The 20,318-nt window shown below is 70.8% G+C and carries 20 protein-coding genes; 16 read left to right on the top strand and 4 right to left on the bottom strand.

Annotated features, from left to right (window positions below; translation table 11 throughout):
- Positions 1-73: 73 nt before the first annotated feature.
- Positions 74-325: a hypothetical protein gene (locus LW587_RS21310; RefSeq protein WP_232631595.1), complete on the bottom strand. Its 252-nt coding sequence runs from the start codon at positions 323-325 to the stop codon at positions 74-76.
- A 407-nt stretch (positions 326-732) separates the two neighbouring features.
- On the opposite strand from LW587_RS21310, the gene LW587_RS21305 reads away from it, so the two are divergent.
- From LW587_RS21305 to LW587_RS21290, 4 genes are read left to right on the top strand one after another with little or no spacing between them, the layout of a single operon-like run.
- Entirely contained in the window at positions 733-1,437 is a 705-nt protein-coding gene (locus tag LW587_RS21305) for a Crp/Fnr family transcriptional regulator (RefSeq protein WP_232631594.1), read from the top strand.
- Positions 1,438-1,480: 43 nt separating this feature from the next.
- Positions 1,481-2,575: an ABC transporter ATP-binding protein gene (locus LW587_RS21300; protein WP_232631593.1), complete on the top strand. Its 1,095-nt coding sequence runs from the start codon at positions 1,481-1,483 to the stop codon at positions 2,573-2,575.
- Complete coding sequence (locus LW587_RS21295; RefSeq protein ID WP_232631592.1) at positions 2,572-3,537, top strand: ABC transporter permease; 966 nt, start codon at positions 2,572-2,574, stop codon at positions 3,535-3,537. The genes LW587_RS21300 and LW587_RS21295 overlap by 4 nt, the downstream gene beginning before the upstream one ends.
- On the top strand, positions 3,534-4,310 hold the full coding sequence (locus tag LW587_RS21290; RefSeq protein WP_232631591.1) for an ABC transporter permease: 777 nt from the start codon (positions 3,534-3,536) through the stop codon (positions 4,308-4,310). The genes LW587_RS21295 and LW587_RS21290 overlap by 4 nt, the downstream gene beginning before the upstream one ends.
- A gap of 90 nt (positions 4,311-4,400) precedes the next feature.
- Here the strand turns inward: LW587_RS21290 and LW587_RS21285 are convergent, their stop codons facing one another.
- Positions 4,401-5,522 (bottom strand): lysylphosphatidylglycerol synthase domain-containing protein, encoded by a 1,122-nt coding sequence (locus tag LW587_RS21285; protein ID WP_232631590.1) that lies wholly within the window; start codon positions 5,520-5,522, stop codon positions 4,401-4,403.
- Positions 5,515-5,883 (bottom strand): hypothetical protein, encoded by a 369-nt coding sequence (locus LW587_RS21280; RefSeq protein ID WP_232631589.1) that lies wholly within the window; start codon positions 5,881-5,883, stop codon positions 5,515-5,517. The genes LW587_RS21285 and LW587_RS21280 overlap by 8 nt, the downstream gene beginning before the upstream one ends.
- A 284-nt stretch (positions 5,884-6,167) precedes the next feature.
- Here LW587_RS21280 and LW587_RS21275 point away from each other — a divergent pair, with 284 nt between their 5' ends.
- The 6 genes from LW587_RS21275 to LW587_RS21250 all read left to right on the top strand — a co-directional run bounded on the left by LW587_RS21275 (position 6,168) and on the right by LW587_RS21250 (position 13,321).
- Positions 6,168-7,499, top strand: a complete 1,332-nt coding sequence (locus LW587_RS21275) for a capsule biosynthesis protein (protein ID WP_232631588.1) — start codon at positions 6,168-6,170, stop codon at positions 7,497-7,499.
- A 124-nt stretch (positions 7,500-7,623) separates the two neighbouring features.
- Entirely contained in the window at positions 7,624-7,911 is a 288-nt protein-coding gene (locus LW587_RS21270; RefSeq protein WP_232631587.1) for a hypothetical protein, read from the top strand.
- A gap of 108 nt (positions 7,912-8,019) precedes the next feature.
- Entirely contained in the window at positions 8,020-8,568 is a 549-nt protein-coding gene (locus LW587_RS21265) for an ankyrin repeat domain-containing protein (RefSeq protein WP_232631586.1), read from the top strand.
- Positions 8,569-8,635: 67 nt separating this feature from the next.
- A complete protein-coding gene (gene glpK / locus LW587_RS21260) occupies positions 8,636-10,141 on the top strand; it encodes a glycerol kinase GlpK (RefSeq protein ID WP_232631585.1) in 1,506 nt (501 codons plus the stop codon).
- Entirely contained in the window at positions 10,138-11,289 is a 1,152-nt protein-coding gene (locus LW587_RS21255; RefSeq protein WP_232631584.1) for an alpha/beta fold hydrolase, read from the top strand. Before glpK ends, LW587_RS21255 begins: the two co-directional genes overlap by 4 nt.
- Positions 11,290-11,635: 346 nt before the next feature.
- A complete protein-coding gene (locus LW587_RS21250) occupies positions 11,636-13,321 on the top strand; it encodes a methyl-accepting chemotaxis protein (protein WP_232631583.1) in 1,686 nt (561 codons plus the stop codon).
- Positions 13,322-13,361: 40 nt separating this feature from the next.
- Here LW587_RS21250 and LW587_RS21245 read toward each other — a convergent pair whose 3' ends face one another.
- Positions 13,362-14,189 carry a trypsin-like serine peptidase gene (locus LW587_RS21245; RefSeq protein ID WP_232631582.1) on the bottom strand — a complete coding sequence of 276 codons (828 nt, stop codon included), beginning with the start codon at positions 14,187-14,189 and terminating at the stop codon, positions 13,362-13,364.
- Between the two features lie 361 nt (positions 14,190-14,550).
- Here LW587_RS21245 and LW587_RS21240 point away from each other — a divergent pair, with 361 nt between their 5' ends.
- The 6 genes from LW587_RS21240 to LW587_RS21215 all read left to right on the top strand — a co-directional run.
- Positions 14,551-16,431 carry a methanol/ethanol family PQQ-dependent dehydrogenase gene (locus LW587_RS21240; RefSeq protein WP_232631581.1) on the top strand — a complete coding sequence of 627 codons (1,881 nt, stop codon included), beginning with the start codon at positions 14,551-14,553 and terminating at the stop codon, positions 16,429-16,431.
- Positions 16,432-16,684: 253 nt separating this feature from the next.
- Positions 16,685-17,572, top strand: coding sequence for a methanol oxidation system protein MoxJ (moxJ, locus tag LW587_RS21235; protein ID WP_232631580.1), 888 nt, complete (start codon positions 16,685-16,687; stop codon positions 17,570-17,572).
- A gap of 109 nt (positions 17,573-17,681) precedes the next feature.
- Positions 17,682-18,275: a cytochrome c(L), periplasmic gene (gene moxG / locus LW587_RS21230; RefSeq protein WP_232631596.1), complete on the top strand. Its 594-nt coding sequence runs from the start codon at positions 17,682-17,684 to the stop codon at positions 18,273-18,275.
- 96 nt (positions 18,276-18,371) lie between these two features.
- On the top strand, positions 18,372-18,659 hold the full coding sequence (locus LW587_RS21225) for a methanol dehydrogenase [cytochrome c] subunit (protein WP_232631579.1): 288 nt from the start codon (positions 18,372-18,374) through the stop codon (positions 18,657-18,659).
- Between the two features lie 222 nt (positions 18,660-18,881).
- Positions 18,882-19,913, top strand: a complete 1,032-nt coding sequence (locus LW587_RS21220; protein ID WP_232631578.1) for an AAA family ATPase — start codon at positions 18,882-18,884, stop codon at positions 19,911-19,913.
- On the top strand, positions 19,910-20,318 hold a 409-nt coding region (locus tag LW587_RS21215; protein WP_232631577.1), incomplete at its 3' end, for a DUF58 domain-containing protein. The genes LW587_RS21220 and LW587_RS21215, both read left to right, overlap by 4 nt.

Below are 20,318 nucleotides of genomic sequence, written 5' to 3'. Positions count from 1 at the left end.
GGATTTGGGCTTCGCTCAAACGCCGCGCGGGCTTGCCTGATCCGGGCTCCGCTTTGATCAAGCGGAGCCCGGATCACCCGAGGAAAACGAGATGCAGCCGGCCGCCCGCCCGCTCCAGCACGGTGCAGGGCCGGTCGATCTTCAGCGAGGCGATCGACAGCCGCACCGTTTCGGGCAGGACGGCCGCGGGATCGACTTCAACATCGACGCCGTCGGCCGTCTCGTCCCAAATGAGACATCCGATCTTGGCCCGGCTCTCAAATGATGAAATCAATCCTACTGTGAAGGCATCTTGTAAGAATAAATCACGGTCGGCCTGCGACATGACTTGGCTCCGCGATTGCACCGCATTTGAGACATGAGTGTATGATTAAAGTTCCCGGTGCGCACGTGGTAAATTTGCAAAAATTGCCCAAAAAATTCGTTGCAAGTCGCTCGCCGTGGTGCGCAGCAACGAGTCGTTGCTTGTTCGTTCCGAGATCATCTTTGATCGTGGCCCGCCCCCCAACCCCGCGGCTGGCATTCGGCGAGGCCCCGTGGGCGGGCCCTCCCGGGGGCGCCTCCCGGGCGCCCTCGCCCGGCCGCCCGTGCCCGTCGGCCCCGCGCGCAGGCGGCCGATGGCGGAAAACCGGGGATCGGCACGCGCGAACGCCCCGGGAAGACCCGCGACGACTTGACCGGCCGGGGCGTGGCCTCCACCATCCCGCAGCGCGAAGACAAGGTATCCGAGGCGTGGCGACAGGCCGGTTGGCGAGCATCCCGTTCTTCAAGGAACCGGGTGTCGATCTCTCCCCCTACGAGATGCGCTGCCATTGGCGGCGGTTCGACGAGAACGAAACACTCGTCGACTACGACGACATCTCGACGGATGTGTACTTCCTCGCCATGGGCGAGGTGCGCATCCTCAACCGCTCGCAATCGGGCAAGGAAGTGATTCTCGGCGAGATGCGCGCGGGGGCCTTCTTCGGCGAACTCGCCGCCCTCGACGGGATCGGCCGCTCGGCCAACGTCACGGCGCTGACCCGCGGCGAGGTCTGCGTGGTGCCGGCCACGGTGTTCCGCCAGATCGTGTTCGCCTCGGAGCCCATCGCCGACCGCCTGTTCCGGCTGCTCGCCAAGCGGGTGCGCGAATTGAACACCCGGCTCATGGAGCACGCCCTTCTCGACCTGCGCCATCGCCTCTACGCCGAGCTCCTGCGCCTGTCCGTGCCGCGGGCCGGACAGGGGAGCGATCAGGCGGGCGAGCGCGTCGTGACGCCGCCGCCCTACCACCATGTGCTCGCCGCCCGCATCGGCTGCCGCCGCGAGCAGGTGACCCGCGAATTCACCGTGATGGCGGGCGAGGGCCTGATCGACCGCACCCGCGGCGCCCTGGTGATCCGCCGCCCCGACCTCCTGGAGGCCCGGGTGCAGGAGGCGTTGCGCGAGGACGCATGATATCGATCGCGGCCGAACGCCCTTGAGGTCCGACCCGAGCATCGTGCACGCGCCCCTTCCGCCCCCCGCCGCCCCGCTGCTGCGCCTCGCGCAGGTCACCAAGCGCTTCGCCGCGCACACGGCCGTCGACGCGGTCTCCCTCGATCTCGCGAGCGGGGAGTTTGTCTGCCTGCTCGGCCCCTCGGGCTGCGGCAAGAGCACCCTGCTGCGGCTGCTGGCCGGGTTCGAGACGCCCGATTCCGGCACGATCCACCTCGACGGGGCGGACCTGACCGCCCTGCCGCCGCACCGGCGGCCGGTGAACATGATGTTCCAGTCCTACGCGCTGTTCCCGCATCTGAGCGTGGCCGGCAATGTCGGCTACGGCCTCAAGGGCCTCGGCCTGAGCCGGGCGGCCCTGCAGGAGCGCGTCGGCGGGCTCCTGCAGCTCGTGCGCCTCGACGGGTTCGCCGCGCGCAAACCCGAGACCCTCTCGGGCGGCCAGCGCCAGCGGGTGGCGCTGGCCCGGGCGCTCGCCCGCGAGCCCCGGCTCCTGCTCCTCGACGAGCCCCTCAGCGCCCTCGACCGTGCCCTCCGCGAGGAGACGCAAGGGGAGTTGCGGGCGATCCAGCGGCGGCTCGGCACGAGCTTCGTCGTCGTGACCCACGATCCCGCGGAAGCGATGGCCCTCGCCGACCGGGTCGGCGTGATGGAGCGCGGGCGCCTCGTCCAGGTCGGGCCGGCGCGCACGCTCTACGAGCGCCCCGCGAGCCGCTTCGTCGCCGGCCTGCTCGGCGACGTGAACCTGATCGAGGGCCGGCTCGGACCGGCGGTGCCGGGGGCGGTTCGCAGCGTCGAGACGGCGCTCGGGCCGATCCGCGCCGGCGGGGAGGGCGAGGCGGGCGCCGCCGTGGTCGTCGCCATCCGCCCCGAGCGGCTCGGTATCGGCGGGGAGGGCGGGTCCGACGCGACAGAGCTGTCCGGCACGCTCGCCGAGGCGACCTTCCTGGGCGACCGCCTCCGCTACCGGGTCACGATGGCCGACGGCACCGTCCTGCGCGCCTCGGCCCCCCTGCCCATCACCGGCCCGGCGCCGTCCGTGGGCGCAGCGGTCACCGTCGCGATCCCCGCCGAGTCCGCCCGGATCCTGCCAGCATGAGGCCAACCGTGGCGCGCACGCTCGGGCGCGGCCTCGTGCGGGGGCTGCCGCTCCTGTGGCTGGCCCTGTTCTTCCTCGTGCCCTTCGCGGTGACGCTGAAGATCAGCTTCTCCTCGCCGGCCACCGCCCAGCCGCCTTACCTGCCGGTCCTCGACTGGCAGGGCGGGCTGGAGGGCTGGCGCGAGTTCCTGGAGGCGCTCGACTTCCAGAACTACCAGATGATCGCGAGCGACGCGCTCTACCGCGACGCCGCCCTGTCCTCGCTGGCCTATGCAGGGCTCGCCACCGCGATCCTGGTGCTCCTCGGCACGCCGACGGCCTACGCCATGGCCCGCGCCCCGGCCCGCCTCCAGCCAACCCTCGTGGCCCTGGTGATCGTGCCGTTCTGGACGAGCTTCCTGATCCGGGTCTACGCCTGGATCGCCATCCTGAAGCCCGAGGGGCTTCTCAACGCGGCCCTGCTGAAGCTCGGCCTCGTCTCCGCGCCCCTGGCGATCCTCGATACGCCCTACGGCGTGCTGATCGGGCTCGCTTACGCCTACCTGCCCTTCATGGTCCTGCCGCTCTACGCGGTGATGAGCCGCCTCGATCCGGCGCTCCGGGAGGCCGCGGCCGATCTCGGGGCCGGGCGGGCGCGGGTGTTCCTCACCGTGACGCTGCCGCTGGCCCTGCCCGGGCTCGCGGCCGGCGCCCTGCTGTGCTTCATCCCGATGGTCGGCGAGTTCATCATCCCGGACCTCCTCGGCGGCCCGGACACCCTGATGCTCGGGCGCGTGCTGTGGAGCGAGTTCTTCTCCAACCGCGACTGGCCGCTGGCCTCGGCGGTGGCGGTGCTGCTGCTCGTACTCGTGGTCGGCCCGGTGGTGCTGTTCCGCGAGGCGGAGCTGCGCCGGGAGGAGGCGGCCGAGGGCATGGGCAAGGGGGCGACGGGCAAAGGCGTCGGCACGGGAGGCGGACGGTGAGCCTGTTCGCCCGCGCCACCCTCGTCCTGGCGCTCGCCTTCCTCTACGCGCCGATCCTGGTGCTCGTCGCCTATTCCTTCAACGCGTCGAAGCTCGTGACCGTCTGGGGCGGCGTTTCGACCCGCTGGTACGGCGTGCTCTTCGCGGACGGGCCGCTCATCGCCGCCGCCCTCGTCTCGCTCAAGGTGGCGCTGCTCTCGGCCGCGATCGCCAGCGTGCTCGGCACCCTCGCCGCCCTCGCCCTCGACCGGCACGGACGCTTCGTCGGGCGCGGCGCCTATACGGGGCTCCTCTACGCCCCCATGGTGATGCCCGAGGTCATCACCGGCCTGTCCCTGCTCCTGCTCTTCGTCGGGATCGGGCTGGAGCGGGGCGTCGCCACCCTGGTGATCGCGCACGCGACCTTCGCCACCGGCTTCGTCGCCGTGGTGGTCGGCGCGCGGCTCAAAGGGTTCGACCGCACGCTGGAGGAGGCGGCGGCCGATCTCGGCGCGACGCCGGCCCGGGTCTTCACCGGGATTACCCTGCCGCTGATCGCGCCCTCGGTGGCGGCGGGTTTCCTCCTCGCCTTCACCCTCTCGCTCGACGATCTCGTCATCGCGAGCTTCGTCTCGGGCCCCGGCGCCACGACCCTGCCGATGCGGCTCTACAGCCAGGTGCGGCTCGGGGTGAGCCCCGAGATCAACGCCGCCTCGACGCTGATGATCGCCACCGTCGGCCTCGTGGTGCTGGCGGCCTCCTGGCTGACGGCGCGGCGGGGGCGGGGGGCCTAGCGGTCCGGCCCCGGCCGACGGCCCGCCCTCGCTTGGGCCATCGACGATGCGTCACCCTCATCGCCGATGGGAATCCGGCGGGCCCTCGCCTCACGCCCGCGGGGCCAGCACCTGCGCCCGGCGGGCCTCGAGGGTCTGCCAGACGAGGAGCGCGGGCAGGCCGAGGACGACGTCGGGAACGCGCTTGGCCAGCGACAGGGCGATGGCGGTGTCGGCATCGAGGCCGAACAGGGCGCCCACGAACACGAACCCGCCCTCCTGCACGCCGAGCCCGCTCGGGACCGGGAAGGCCGCCGACTTGATGGCCTGGGAGAGCGATTCCAGCACCAGCACCTCGGTCAGGCTCGCCTCGACCCCGATGCAGGCGAGCACGAGCCAGATCTCGGCGGCCCCCAGCAGCCAGGCGAGGCCGTGCAGGGCCACCGATTGCGCGAGAGGCCCGCGCCGGTCCCGCGCCCAGACCGCGTCGAGGGCCTCGCGGATCGATGGACCGGCGGGGGCCGAGGCGTCCGCCCCGTCGGGCTCGGCCGGCCGGAGGAGCCGGCGCAGGAGACCCGAGAGCCGCCGCTCCAGGCCCCGGGCGGAGCCGAAGCGCTGCAGGGCGAAGAAGGCCGCGACCGCGGCGACCGCGACCGCCGCCACCTCCACGGTCCAGCGGGCCAGCGTGGCGGCGGCCTCGCCGGGGAGACGCCAGAGCAGCCCGGCGCCGAGCCCGGTGAAGGCCACCTGGGTGGCGACCTGGATCAGCATGTCGGCGAGCAGCGAGGCCGCCGCGAGGCTGCCGGCCACGCCCCAAAAGGTGAGCAGGCGTCCGCCCACCACCTCGCCACCCACCGAGGCGACGGGCAGCAGCACGTTCACCCCCTCGCGCACGAAGCGCAGGATCACGAAGGCGCCGGTCTCGACGGGTTTGGCCCCGGTCGAGGATCTGGCCAAGGGGCCGGACAAGGGGCCGGACAAGGGGCCGGGCAAGGCGAGCCCGTCGAGGAGCCGCGCCCAGGCGAGGCCGCACAGCAGGATGATGAGCGCACGCACCACGACGATGCCGGCGAGCCCGGCCACGCCGATCCGGCCGAAGGCCGCCCCGATCGCCGACAGGTCGTTGGTGGCGACGAGCCATGTGCCGAGCGCGAGTCCGGCCAGCGTGCCGAGGAGCGGCAGGCGGCGCAGCAGCCACCGCCAGGGGCTCCGGGCGACCGGCGCGTCAGACATCGGAGGCCGGGGGCGCCGGCGCATCGAGGCGCAGGGTGTGCGGACCGAGGGCGTCGAGGGCCGGATCGAGCAGGAACACCCGGGCCCGGGCCAGGGAGGCCGGGGTCGCGACCGTGAGCATCCGCTTGGGGCAGGGGCCGAGGCATCCGGTGGCGACGACCTTCACCCTGCCGGCCCCCTTCCGGGCGCCTGCCACGCGGGCGCCGTCGCCGGCCTCCCGGGCGGCGGCCCGCTTCAGGGCCCGGCCGAGCCGCTTGCGGTCCACCCCCTGGCGCTTGGCGCATTTTCGGCAGACCAGCACCATCTCCGCGAAACCCGCCTTGGCCGTGCGGGCCTCGCCCGGTTGCTGCCGCCGTCCCACCGGTCCGCCTCCGAATTTCCGGAACATCCGAGCCTCGCCGGGGACAGCCCCCCGGGACGAAGCGCTAGAGTCCTGTGCCGCATGGACTTTTTCCGAAAGCCGAGGGCCCCGTCGCGGGTCGATGCTCTATCGCAGCGCAAGCCCCCGGAGCAATCCTGGCGGATCGCCGCGCCTTAAAAAGGGCCGAAAAGAACGAGACCTGAGCCATGCCTTCCCCGGTCGCCGTGCGACGGCGCCGGATGGCGTGCCCCACCCGGCAGCGGATCCCGCGAGGACCCCTTTCGATGAGTTCGGACGAGATCAAGCAGGAGACGAAGGTCCGTCCGGCTCCGAGCATCCAGTCGCTCGTCGAGCTGGCCCGGCGCTCCGTGCCGGATCTGCGCCGCAACGCCGAGACGATCGAGCCGGTGCCTGCGCGCCGGGGCAAGGCCCTGGTCGGGCGCTTGCGCCGGACCCTGGACTGGACCCGGCTCCCGGGCCTCAAGCCCCGGGAGCAGCGTCGGCCCCAGCGCCTCGTGGTCCGGCTGATCCGGGGCTACGGCCTGTTCGCGGTGCTGCCGACGGCGATCGTGGGGCTGTACGTCTTCGCGCTGGCCACGCCGCAATACGTCGCCGAGTCCCAGTTCACCGTGCGCGGCAACCTGGAGCCGATGGCCAATACCTCCCTCGGCCTCTATCAAGAGTTGATCCAGAAGCATAACAGCCAGGACAGCTTCATCCTGCGCGACTTCATCCAGAGCCGCACGCTGGTGGAGGCGATCGACACCAAGCTCAACATCCGGGCGATGTTCTCGCGGGACGACATCGACTTCTGGGCCCGCTACGACACCGAGCAACCGGTCGAGAAGCTGGTGCGCTACTGGCGCCGCCACGTCTCGCCCCATATCGACGTCGTGTCCGGCGTGATCCGCCTCACCGTGCGGGCCTTCACGCCCGAGGACGCCGTGGCGATCTCCAAGGAGGTGATCGCCCGCTCCGAGGCCCTGATCAACGAGATCTCCCGTCGCGCCCAGGACGACATGCTGACTCAGGCGCAGAAGGAGGTCGAGAAGGCGGGCGAGCGGCTGAAGCGGGCCCGCATGTCGATGCAGGAATTCCGCAACCGCTGGGGCATCATCGATCCGATCGAGTCCGCCCAGGCGACGATGACGACCATCGAGCTGCTGCGCAAAGACAAGATCAAGGCCGAGAACGACCTGCGCGTGATGCGCGATTCGCGGCTCGACGAGAAGTCCCGCGGGATCCAGGTGCTCGTCTCCACCGTCGCGGCGATCGACGGGCAGATGAAGGACCTGCAGAACCGTCTCACCAACGACGGGCTCATCGTCGACGCCTCGCACAACCTGACCCAGGCCCTGCTCGAATACGAGGGCCTGATGGTCGAGCAGACGGTCGCCGAGAAGCTCAACGCCTCGATGATCCTGATCTTCGACCGGGCCCGGGTCGCGGCCTCCAAGCAGCAGATCTTCCTGGCGACCTACGTGCCGCCGCTGCTGCCGACCTATTCGGCCTACCCGCTGCCCTACACCACCGTGGCGGTGGCCCTGTTCCTGTTCACCATGCTCTGGAGTTCGGTCTCCCTGATCGGCGCGGCGGTCAACGACAACCGGCTGTAACGCCCGCGCCCCGATCGGCGCGGCCCGGCGGGCGGGTCCCGCGCCGCCGCCGCGATCGACGGGCCCGCACGGGCGCACCGGGCCCGGCGCGACGGCTTTTGCCCCTCCCACGACTTTGGCGACCATGACGGATTTCTCAGACCTCGTTGCCCGCGCCGTCAGTCCGGAGATGAGCCGGGAGGAGCGGGAACAGGTCTACACCGTGGTCCGGCAGGCGGTGCAGCGCCTCCAGACCCGCGAGAGCCTCGAGCCGGACGATCCTCGCCTGCTGCTGCAGCGTCACCTGATCGAGGAATCGATCCGCGACTGCGAGTTCGACATCGCCCGCTTCCTGACCCTGCGGAAGATCCAGCAGGCCCGCGCCGCGCAGGACGCCGAATACGAGGCGCAGTTCGCTCCCAAGGGGCGGTGACGCCGCCCCGGGCGGGGCTCCGGCGCCGGCTGGACGAACCCGCGCCCGGCCCCAGATGGACGGGCGCGTCTTTCAATCCACCCGCCGCCCCATCCGCGAGCCCTTCCGATGACGGCCGACCCTGCCGACCGCCCGCCCCTCGACGACGCGACCCTCGCTTTCGCGGCCCGCGTCTTCCAGTACGCCCGGATGGGCCATGCCGGGGAACTGGCCGAGCTGTTCGCCCAGGGCCTGCCGGCGAACCTGCGCAACGACAAGGGCGACAGCCTCCTGATGCTCGCCGCCTATAACGGCCAGGCGGAGACCGCGCGGGAGATCCTGGAGGCCGGCGGCGACCCGGAACTCGCCAACGACCGCGGCCAGACCCCGCTCGCGGGCGCCGCCTTCAAGGGCGATGCCGCCATGGTCCGGCTGCTGCTCGATCGCGGGGCGCAGGTCGACGGCACCGGCGGTGGAGCGGGCGACGGGGCGGGCGACGGCACCCGCACGGCCCTGATGATCGCCGCGATGTTCGACCGCACGGAGATCGTGGCGCTGCTGCTGGAGCGCGGCGCCGACCCGGCCCGGCGCGACGCCGCGGGGCTGAGCGCCGCCGATCTGGCCCGGCAGATGGGGGCCGCGGCGACGCCGGGCCAGTTGGAGCCGGCGGAGGGCTGATCCGTTCGCCGGGCCGTGCGTTGTGTCGGAGCGGGCCGGGCGACGGGCGCGGCCGGGGAGGGATGCCATGCCGGAGGCGGTCGGAGCGATCGACCAGGGCACCACGAGCACGCGCTTCATCGTGTTCGACCGGTCCGGCGCGATCCTGGGACAGGCCCAGCGCGAGCACGAGCAGATTTTCCCGCGGGCGGGATGGGTCGAGCACGATCCACGCGAGATCTGGCGCAACACCCGCACCGTCCTGCGCGAGGGGCTGGTCCGGGCCGGGCTGGAGCCCTCGGATCTCGCCGGAATCGGCATCACCAACCAGCGCGAGACCGCGCTCCTGTGGGACGCCAGCACCGGGGAGCCGCTCCACAACGCCCTCGTCTGGCAGGACACCCGCACCGACCGCCACGTCGCCGCGCTCGCCCGGGACGGGGGCCGCGACCGCTTCCGCGCCCTCACCGGCCTGCCGCTGGCGAGCTACTTCTCCGCCTCCAAGCTGGCCTGGCTGCTCGACCACGTCGAGGATGCCCGCGCCATGGCCGAGGACGGGCGGGCCCTGTTCGGCACGGTCGATTCCTGGCTGGTCTGGAACCTGACCGGCGGCGAGGAGGGCGGCCTGCACGTCACCGACGTGACCAATGCCAGCCGCACCCAGCTCATGTCCCTCGAAACCCTCGACTGGGACGAGGGCATGCTCGGCGTCTTCGGCATCCCCCGGGCGGTGCTGCCGCGGATCGTCTCGTCCAGCGGCCTCGTCGGCGTGACCCGCGATCCCTTCCCCGGCGTGCCGGTGGCCGGCATCCTCGGCGACCAGCAGGCGGCCCTGTTCGGCCAGACCTGCTTCGAGCCCGGCGAGGGCAAGAACACCTACGGCACCGGCTCCTTCGCCCTGATGAACACGGGGGCCGAGCGGGTCGCCTCGGCGGCCGGCCTCGTCACCACCGTGGCCTACCGGATCGGCGACGGGCCGCCGGCCTACGCGCTGGAAGGCTCCATCGCCATCACCGGCGCGCTGGTGCAGTGGCTGCGCGACAATCTCGGGCTGATCCGCGAGTCCTCGGAGGTCGAGGCCCTGGCCCGCAGCGTCGAGGACAATGGCGGCGTCTACGTCGTGCCCGCCTTCTCGGGCCTGTTCGCCCCGCATTGGCGCGACGACGCCCGCGGGCTGATCATCGGGCTCACCCGCTACGCCAATCGCGGCCACATCGCCCGGGCGAGCCTGGAGGCCACCGCCTACCAGACCCGCGAGGTGCTGGAGGCGATGGAGCGCGATTCCGGCATCACCCTCGCCGAGCTGCGCTGCGACGGCGGCATGGTGGTCAACGACCTGCTGATGCAGTTCCAGGCCGACATCCTCGACCGTCCGACCCTGCGGCCGAAGGTGTTCGAGACTACGGCGCTCGGGGCGGCCTATGCGGCGGGCCTCGCCACCGGATTCTGGGGCGGCCTGTCCGACCTCAAGGACAATTGGGCGGTGGACCGGCGCTGGCATCCGCGCCTCGACGCGGACCGGCGCGCCGCCCTGTTCGCCGGCTGGAGCCGGGCGGTGGAGCGGTCGTTCGGATGGGCGGAGGACGAGGCATGAGACGCGGGCGGACGACGGCGACGGCCCTTCTGGCGATGACGATGCTGTGCGGACCCTGGCGCGGCGCCGACGCCGCGCCCCAGGCCTATCCGGGCCAGCGCGAGGGCGACCTCGTGGTGCCGGATTTCCGCCTCGCGAGCGGCGAGAGCCTGCCGCAGGCCAAGCTCCACTACACGACCCTCGGCACGCCGCATCGCGGCGCCGACGGGGCGATCGACAACGCGGTGCTGGTCCTGCACGGCACGACCGGAACCGGGAAGAGCTTCCTGATCCCGACCCTCGGCCCCGAGCTGTTCGGGGAGGGCGCGCCGCTCGACGCGCGGCACTGGTACGTGATCCTGCCCGACGGGCTCGGCCGCGGCGGCTCCTCGAAGCCCTCGGACGGGCTGAAGGCGCGCTTCCCCCGCTACGGCTACGGCGACGTCGTCGAGGGCCAGCACCGGGTGGTCGAGAGCCTCGGCGTCAAGCGCCTGCGCCTCGTGCTCGGCACCTCCATGGGCGGGATGCAGGCCTGGATGTGGGGCATCCGCCATCCGGGCGCGATGGACCTGATCATGGCCGTGGCGAGCCAGCCGATCCCGGTGAGCGGGCGCAACGCCCTGTGGCGGCGCCTGCTGATCGAGGGCATCCGCTCCGATCCCGACTGGAAGGGCGGCGACTATGTCGAGCCGCCGCGGCGCTTCGAGCACATCCTGCCGATCTTCAACATCATGACCGAGAGCGTGCTCGGCCTCCAGAAGCAGGCGCCGACGCGGGCGGCCGCGGACGCGGCCTACGACCAGATGATCGCCGGCTACGAGCGGAAGGCCGACGCCAACGACTGGCTCTACTGGTTCGATTCCTCCTACGACTACGATCCCTTCCCCGATCTCGGGGCCATCACCGCCAAGGTGCTTGCGGTGAATTTCGCCGACGACGAATTGAACCCGCCCCAGCTCGACGTGATGAATTCCGCGCTGGCGAAGGTGAAGGACGGCCGCTTCGTGCTGGTGCCGACCTCGCCCGAGACCCACGGCCACCAGTCCCTGCGCTATGCCGGACTGTGGAAGGGCTACCTCGCCGAGTTCCTGGGACGCCCCGACGCGGCGACCCGAGGGCCGAACTCGGCGGAAGGGCCGAACTCGGCGGAGAGACCTGCCCCGCGCTGAGCGGGCCCGGCCCGGCTCGACGGTCCGGTGCGGCATCGTCTTTTCCCCGAAAGCCGGCCGCCCCACACGGGCCGAGGCACTCGCCGGCGTTCAGGCTGGGAGACGCCGAACCAGGCCCGTCGGGACGAGACCGTTCTCGCGGCGGCCGCTCGCATGACTGCGAGCGTTACCGCATCAAATGTTAGAGGTTTACGCTTCGTATTTGAGTGATCACGGAGAAGTGCCCTGTCCTCGCTCAGCCGTCACGGCCCTCTTCCGCATCGACAACTCTAACGAAACGGAAAATTTACCGTTCAAAGCCTGAATCTGGTCCCGGAATTGTTTTCGCACTCGACCGGATCCCCCCATGCGCGTCTCCCTCAAAGCGGCCCTGGCGGGCTCGTTCAGCCTGCTCGCCGTCGTCGCGGCGATCCAGGGCGGCCTCAGCATCGCGAAACTGTCGGCCATCAACGGCGAGGTGCGCGCGATCGCCGACAACTGGCTGCCCTCGGTCGGCCTCATCGGCGACATCAGCACGGCGACCCGCGACGAGCGGGTGAAGACCTACCGCTACGTCGCCACCTCGGACACGCCGCAGCTGCTGACGGACAACGAGAAGAGCGTGCGGGCGAGCCAGAAGGCCCTGGCCGACCTGCGCAAGGCCTACGAGCCCCTGATCGCCTCGCCCGAGGAGCGGGCGGTCTACGAGCGCTTCTCCGCCACCTGGGCCACCTACATGCGGCAGGTCGAGGAGATCGTCGGCCTGATGCAGGCCGGGCGCAGGGCCGAGGCGCTGACGCTGCTGGCCGGCGCCGACACCCTCAAGCTGGCCCAGGACTCCACCAAGGCGCTGCAGGAGAACCTCGCCCTGAACAAGCGGGGCGCCAAGGACAGCGTCGACCACGCCGTCGGCAGCGCGGATTCCGCCACCCTGACCGCCTGGATCGCCATGGCGGTGACCCTGCTCTCGGCCCTCCTGGCCGCCCTGTTCGGCTGGCTCGGCATCTCGCGGCCGATCGAGGGGATGACCGGGGCGATGGGGCGGCTCGCGGCGGGGGATGCCACGATCGCGGTGCCGGGCCGGGGCCGGAGCGACGAGATCGGGGCGATGTCGGCGGCCGTGCAGGTGTTCAAGGAGAACCTGATCCGGGCCCGCGCCCTGGAGGAGGAGACGGCCCTCGCCCGCGCCGGGGCCGAGGCCCAGCGCAAGGCCGCCGCCCGCGACATGGCCGACGCCTTCGAGCGCGCCGTCGGCGGCGTCGTCGGCGGCCTGTCCGCCGCCGCCACCGAACTCCAGGCCACGGCGCAGCAGATGACCGCCACCGCGGCCCAGACCGCGAACCAGTCCGGCACCGTGGCGGCGGCGGCGCAGGAGGCCGCCACCAATGTCGGCACCGTCGCGGCGGCGGCCGAACAGCTCGGCGCGTCGGTCCAGGAGATCGGACGCCAGGTCGACGGCTCGGCGGCGATGGCCCAGGCCGCGGTGAGCGAGGCCGGGCAGACCGCGGCCCTGGTGCGCGACCTCTCGGACGCCGCCTCCCGGATCGGCGACGTGGTGGCGATGATCGCCACCATCGCCGGACAGACCAACTTGCTGGCGCTCAACGCGACGATCGAGGCGGCGCGGGCCGGCGAGGCCGGTCGCGGCTTCGCGGTGGTCGCCGCCGAGGTCAAGGAACTCGCCAACCAGACCGCCCGGGCCACCGACGAGATCTCGAGCCAGATCGGCCGGATCCAGGCCTCGACCGGTCAGGCGGTCCAGGCCATCGACGGGATCGCGGGCCGCATCCGCGAGATCAGCGGCGTGGCGACCTCGATCGCCGCGGCGGTGGAGGAGCAGGGGGCGGCGACCCAGGAGATCGTGCGCAACGTCGCCCAGGCGGCCGGCGGCACGGGCGCCGTGACCGCCAACATCGCCGGCGTCGCGCAGGCGGCGGAGGAGACCGGGGCGGCCTCGGCCCAGGTTCTCGCTTCGGCGAGCGAATTGTCGCGCCAGTCCGAGCATCTCGGGGCGGAGGTCGCCCGCTTCCTCGGCGACGTGCGGGCCGCCTGAGCCCCGGCGGCGCGGCCGGCTCCCGATCGGCCGAAGCCGGTCAGGGCCGGCCCGGCGCCGCGTCCCGCACGGCCGCCCGCAGGGCCGCGAGCAGCTCCCCCTCGATCAGCAGGGCGGAGCCGTAGTGGAACTCGATGTCGAAGGCGTGCCGCGAGTTCATCGACAGCGAGGCGCTCTGCATGGCGACGAGCCGGCCCGCCTCGTCGAACAGGCCCGAGCCCGATCCGCCATAGCCGTCGTTGCAATCGTGGCGGGCGCGGCGGATGCCGCCCTCCGTCGGCGCGTCGATCCGGTGGATCGCGCAGGTCTCCAGGCTGCTGTCGCCGCGGTAATTCCCGTGCCCCGCGGGCGAGACGATGGTGACCGGGAGGGTGAGGTCGCCGGCCGGCAGGTCCGGGGCGGCCTCCGGGAGGGGCTGGGCCGGGGCCTCCGCCGGCTGCGCGAGGCGCAGGAGCGCCCAGTCGTCGGTGATGTGCAGGCGCTGCGCGTCCGGCGCCACCCCGAGGCGCAAGCTCTCGATCACGAAATCGTAGTTGCGCCCGCCGATCTGGAAGTAACAATCCGAGACCAGGCGCGTCGTTTCGAGCTGACGGTTGCGGAAGTTGTGGGCGTTGAGCATCACGAGGCTCGGCGCGCCGATCAGCCAGGCGGCGGCGGCCTTGCGGGGCACGCCGTCGGCCCGCCGGCACCAGAGGACCCCCGCGCCCGAATAGCGCAGGTGGTCGGCCGCGGTCAGGTCGCGGCGCCCGTCCCGGGGATAGAGCGCGCCGGTCACGGACACGTCGCCCGTGCCGGAGGCCGGCCCGGCGAGCCCGGCGAGGAGGCATCCGATCCCGAGGCGCCGCGCCAGAAAAGCGGTCCCTGCCATCGCCCTCGCCTCCCCACCGCCTCGGGCCGCTTCGACGAGAGCCCGTTGCGGATAGTGGTGGCGCGCGGGCCCGATCCGGTCAAGGCGACCCGATGACCTGCCGGACAGCAATCTTAGGTTTGCCTTATGCTCCCGCCAACAAATGTCGGACCGACTAAAGACATTGCGTCCAATAAAGTCCTAGAAAATATAGGCGAAGGGGCGCTAATAAGTCTTTCATAAGGCCGACTTGTTCTGAGTGCATTCTCAGAAACCCGCTGCGGCCCTGCGACTGGACTTGAGGCGATCCTGGACCTCGGACGTAAAATCTGAGTGGTGCCGCGAGGCCGAAAGGCGAGGCGGTTGAGCGAGGAGACGCAGGATGAGCAGGTATGTGACCTCGGTCTCGACATTGGCGATGCTGGCGCTCGCGCCGGTCGCGCTGTCGGGCGGAGCTTTCGCCAACGACAAGCTGGTCGAGCTCTCGAAGAGCGACGACAACTGGGTGATGCCCGGCAAGAACTACGACTCGAACAATTACAGCGAGTTGAAGCAGGTCAACAAGAGCAACGTGAAGCAGCTCAAGCCGTCGTGGACCTTCTCCACCGGCCTGCTGAACGGCCACGAGGGCGCACCGCTCGTCGTCGACGGCAAGATGTACATCCACACCTCGTTCCCGAACAACACGTTCGCCCTGGGCCTCGACGATCCGGGCACGATCCTGTGGCAGGACAAGCCCAAGCAGAACCCGGCCGCCCGCGCGGTGGCCTGCTGCGACCTCGTCAACCGCGGCCTCGCCTACTGGCCGGGGGACGGCAAGACCCCGTCGCTGATCCTCAAGACGCAGCTCGACGGCAACGTCGCGGCGCTGAACGCCGAGACCGGCGAGACGGTGTGGAAGGTCGAGAATTCCGACATCAAGGTCGGCTCGACGCTCACGATCGCCCCCTACGTCGTGAAGGACAAGGTCATCATCGGCTCGTCCGGCGCCGAACTCGGCGTGCGCGGCTACCTCACCGCCTACGACGTGAAGACCGGCGAGCAGGTCTGGCGCGCCTACGCCACGGGCCCGGACAAGGACCTGCTGCTGGCCTCGGACTTCAACATCAAGAACCCCCATTACGGCCAGAAGAACCTCGGCACCGGCACCTGGGAGGGGGATGCCTGGAAGATCGGCGGCGGCACCAACTGGGGCTGGTACGCCTACGATCCGGGCACGAACCTGATCTACTTCGGCACCGGCAACCCGGCGCCGTGGAACGAGACCATGCGTCCGGGCGACAACAAGTGGACGATGACGATCTTCGGCCGCGACGCCGATACGGGCGAGGCCAAGTTCGGCTACCAGAAGACCCCCCACGACGAGTGGGACTATGCCGGCGTCAACGTGATGATGCTGTCCGAGCAGAAGGACAAGTCGGGCAAGGCCCGCAAGCTCCTGACCCACCCGGACCGCAACGGCATCGTCTACACGCTCGACCGGACGGACGGCACGCTGGTCTCGGCCGACAAGCTCGACGACACCGTCAACGTGTTCAAATCGGTCGATCTGAAGTCCGGCCTGCCGGTGCGCGATCCGGAATACGGTACCCGGATGGACCACCTCGCCAAGGACATCTGCCCCTCGGCGATGGGCTACCACAACCAGGGTCACGATTCCTACGATCCGAAGCGTGAACTGTTCTTCATGGGCATCAACCACATCTGCATGGATTGGGAGCCCTTCATGCTGCCCTACCGTGCGGGTCAGTTCTTCGTCGGTGCGACGCTGAACATGTATCCGGGCCCGAAGGGCGACCGTCAGAACTACGAAGGACTCGGCCAGATCAAGGCGTACAACTCGATCACCGGCGAGTACAAGTGGGAGAAGATGGAGCGCTTCGCCGTGTGGGGCGGCACCATGGCGACCGCGGGCGACCTCGTCTTCTACGGCACGCTCGACGGCTACCTGAAGGCGCGCGATTCCGACACGGGTGACCTTCTCTGGAAGTTCAAGATCCCGTCCGGCGCGATCGGCTACCCGATGACCTACTCCCACAAGGGCACGCAATACGTCGCCATCTACTACGGCGTCGGCGGCTGGCCGGGCGTGGGCCTCGTGTTCGACCTCGCCGACCCGACCGCGGGTCTCGGCGCGGTGGGCGCCTTCAAGAAGCTCGCCAACTACACCCAGATGGGCGGCGGCGTGATCGTGTTCTCCCTCGACGGCAAGGGTCCCTACGACGATCCGAACGTCGGCGAGTGGAAGTCGGCCGCCAAGTAACCCCTGACGGAAACGAAAGCCCGACAGGGACGCCTCTCCCCTCCTCCCTTCGGGGAGGGGAGACCAGGGACGGCACGGGACGGGACGCTCCCGACCCGCGCCGCCTCCCGACCGCTCCCCGCGCCACGGGAGCAGACCAGAACGATGCCACCGGCATGACGGGACGCGACGGGCACGCCATGCCCGCCCACCCCGCGCACCGGGGCCGGTCTCCCAAAAACGCACACAAGAAAAATCCAGAGGAAACAAACAGATGCCGCTCGTGAACGGACGCCTCCGCGCGACCGCCTCGGCCGTCGCCCTGACCGCGCTGTTCGGTCCCTGGGCGCCCGCACAGGCGCAGGATTCGAAGGCGGCGACGCCGCCGGCCGCCACGCACGCCGATCCGGGCAGCCTGCGGGTCTGCGCCGCCGAGCAGCCGCCGCTCTCGATGAAGGACGGAACCGGCCTCGAGAACAAGATCGCCACCGCGGTCGCCGAAGCGATGGGCCGCAAGGCGCAGTTCGTCTGGATCGGGAAGCCTGCGATCTACCTCGTGCGCGACGGGCTGGAGAAGTCCATCTGCGACGTGGTCGTCGGGTTGGATGCCGACGACGAGCGCGTGCTGACCACCAAGCCCTATTACCGCTCGGGCTACGTCTTCATCACCCGCGCCGACCGCGATCTCGACATCAGGTCCTGGGCCGATCCGCGGCTGAAGGAGATCGACCACATGGTCGTCGGCTTCGGCACGCCCGGCGAGGCGATGCTCAAGGATATCGGCCGCTACGAGGAGGACATGGCCTACCTCTACTCGCTGGTGAACTTCCGCGCGCCGCGCAACCAGTACACCCAGATCGATCCGGGCCGGATGGTCGGCGAGGTCGTGGCCAAGAAGGCCGACGTGGCCGTGGCCTTCGGGCCCGACGTCGCCCGCTACGTGCGCGATGCCTCGACGAAGCTGCGGGTGACCCCGGTGCCGGACGACACCACCCGCAGCGACGGCCGCAAGATGCCCCAGAGCTTCGACCAGGCCATGGGCGTGCGCCGCGCCGACACGGCCCTCAAGGGGGAGCTCGATGCGGCCATCGCCCGGGCCAAGCCTCGCATCGAGGCGATCCTGAAGGAGGAAGGCGTCCCGGTTCTTCCCGTCTCGAACTGACCCGACAGGCCCTCCGCCGGCCCATCCGGGCCGGCGGAGGGCCGCGCCACGACGACAACGAAGAATAACGACCGAAAACTCTTCTCAGGAAACGACGAACAGCCCGATGATGCGAAAGACACCGACCGGAATCGCCCTCGCCACCCTCCTCACCCTCGGCGCCGCGAGCCTGCCCGCGCTCGCCCAGCCCCAGTCCGGCCTGCAATCGGGCGTCGTGTTCCGCAACACGGTGACGGGCGAAACCCTCGACGTGAGCCAGGGCAAGGAGGGCGGCCGCGACACGCCCGCCGTCAAGACATTCCTCGAGACCGGCCAGAACCTCTACATCGACGACAAGTCCTGCCTGAGGAACGGCGAGAGCCTCTACGCCACCTCCTGCTCGGGCTGCCACGGCCATCTGGCCGAGGGCAAGCTGGGTCCCGGCCTCAACGACAATTACTGGACCTACCCGTCGAACACGACCGATGTCGGCCTGTTCGCGACCATCTTCGGCGGCGCCAACGGCATGATGGGCCCGCATAACGAGAATCTGACGCCCGACGAGATGCTGCAGACCATCGCCTGGATCCGGCACCTCTACACGGGGCCGAAGCAGGACGCCGTGTGGCTCAGCGACGAGCAGAAGAACGCCTACACGCCCTACAAGCAGGGCGAAGTCATCCCGAAGGACGCCAAGGGCCAGTGCAAGCCGCTGGAGGAGTGATCCTTTCGGGAGTCAGGGCCGGGTGTGACGTCCGGCGCGATCGAGGGTGCGGGCCAAGGGCTCGCAACAACCTTTCAAGAACAACTGGAGGAAACCATGAAGACCGTTCTCATCGTCGCCGCCGTCGCCGCGCTCGGATGGGCCGCCCCGGCCGCCGCCTATGACGGCACCAAGTGCAAGGCCCCGGGCAATTGCTGGGAGCCGAAGCCCGGCTTCCCGGAAAAGATCGCCGGCTCGAAATACGATCCGAAGCACGATCCCAAGGAGCTCAGCAAGCAGGCCGATTCCATTAAGCAGATGGAAGAGCGCAACAAGAAGCGCGTCGAGGCCTTCAAGAAGACCGGCAAGTGGGAATACGACGTCAGCAAGATTTCGGCGAACTGAGCCGCACGCGCGCGTGCCCCCTCCCCCTCGGTGGGGGAGGGGGCCTGCGAGGCGATGCAAGAGGGCGAGCGCGAGAGGGCACGGGCCTTCCCATGAAGGCGCGGCCGTCAGGGGGGGAGGCGGACCGATGGCGCTTCATCGCTCCCCTGACCCGCCCCCTCTGCCGCGGAGGGGGAGGGCGCCCCCCAGCGCCCGGAACATGAGAAAAGGCCCATCCGGCGAATGAACACCCTGCGCCCCGGCGACGCGATGCTCACCGACTGGCGGGAGGCCGCCGCGCGCTTCGAGCGCGAGATCGCCAAGGCGGTGGTCGGCCAGGAGCGGGCGATCCGCCTCGTCACCCTCGCGATCTTCGCCCGCGGCCACGTCATGCTCGAAGGCGATGTCGGCGTCGGCAAGACCACGCTGCTGCGCGCGGTCGCCCGCGCCCTCGGGGGGGCCTACGAGCGGGTCGAGGGCACGGTCGACATGATGCCGACCGACCTGATCTACCACACCTATCTCGGCGAGGACGGGCGCCCGCGGGTCGAGCCCGGCCCGGTGCTGCGGCAGTCGCAGGACCTCTCGGTGTTCTTCTTCAACGAGATCAACCGGGCCCGGCCCCAGGTGCACGCGCTGCTCCTGCGCCTCATGGCCGAGCGCAGCGTCGCGGCGTTCAACCGCGAATACCGCTTCCCCCACCTCCAGGTCTTCGCCGACCGCAACCGGGTCGAGCGCGAGGAGACCTTCGAGCTGCCGGCCGCCGCCCGCGACCGCTTCCTCATGGAGATCGGGATGGAGGCCCCGCGGGACGCCGAGGCCCGCCGGGCGCTGGTGTTCGATCCGCGCTTCCACGACACCGACCGCCTGACGGAGACGGTCGAACCGGGCGTGCTCGATCACGGGCGCATCGGCGCCATCGCCAGCGCGATCCAGCACGCCATCCGGGCGGAGCCCGCCATCGAGACCTACGTGGTCGGCCTGTGGGAGGCGCTGGTGCGCCCCGCCGCCGCGGGCCTCCGGCTCGCCGGCATCGACATGGAGCGGCTGGTGCAGGGCGGCGCCTCGCCCCGCGGCGTCGCCTTCCTGGTCCGCGCCGCCCGGGTGCGGGCGTGGCTGGAGGGGCGGGACTGGCTGGTGCCGGAGGATATCCGCGCCGTCTTCCCCGAGGTGATGGCCCACCGGGTCTTCCTCGAGCCCGTCTACGAGATGCGCCGCGCCGAGATCGTGCCGGAGCTGATCCGGGCCGTGTTCGAGACGGTGCCGGCTCCGTGAGCGGATCGGAGGACGGGACCGACATCGTCTATCGCCCGCGCTGGCGGCCGGGCGGCCACCGGGTCGGCGCCCATCGCGGGCGTGAGGCCGGGGGGCTGGGCACCTTCCGCGACACGGTCGGCTTCCTGCGCCTGCCGGACGCCCGGCGGATCGACCTGCGCGCCTCCCTGCGCGACCCGTTCGAGGGCGTGGTGGTGCGCCGGTTCGAGGCGCGCAGCCCGGTCGAGACCTACGCGCTCGTCGATCTCTCGGCCTCCATGCGCTTCCGCGGCCGGGCCGACCGGCTCGGGCTCGCCGCCGCCCTGTGCCGCTCCCTCGCCCGCTCGGCCACGCGCATCGGCGACGCGTTCGGGCTGATGGCGGCCGACGGCACGATACGCGAGGACGTGTCGCTCCCCGCGACCC

It is taken from the genome of Methylobacterium sp. Leaf118 (assembly GCF_920984675.1).
In the GTDB taxonomy this organism is placed as follows: domain Bacteria; phylum Pseudomonadota; class Alphaproteobacteria; order Rhizobiales; family Beijerinckiaceae; genus Methylobacterium.
This window is presented reverse-complemented; position numbering and strand designations above follow the sequence as displayed.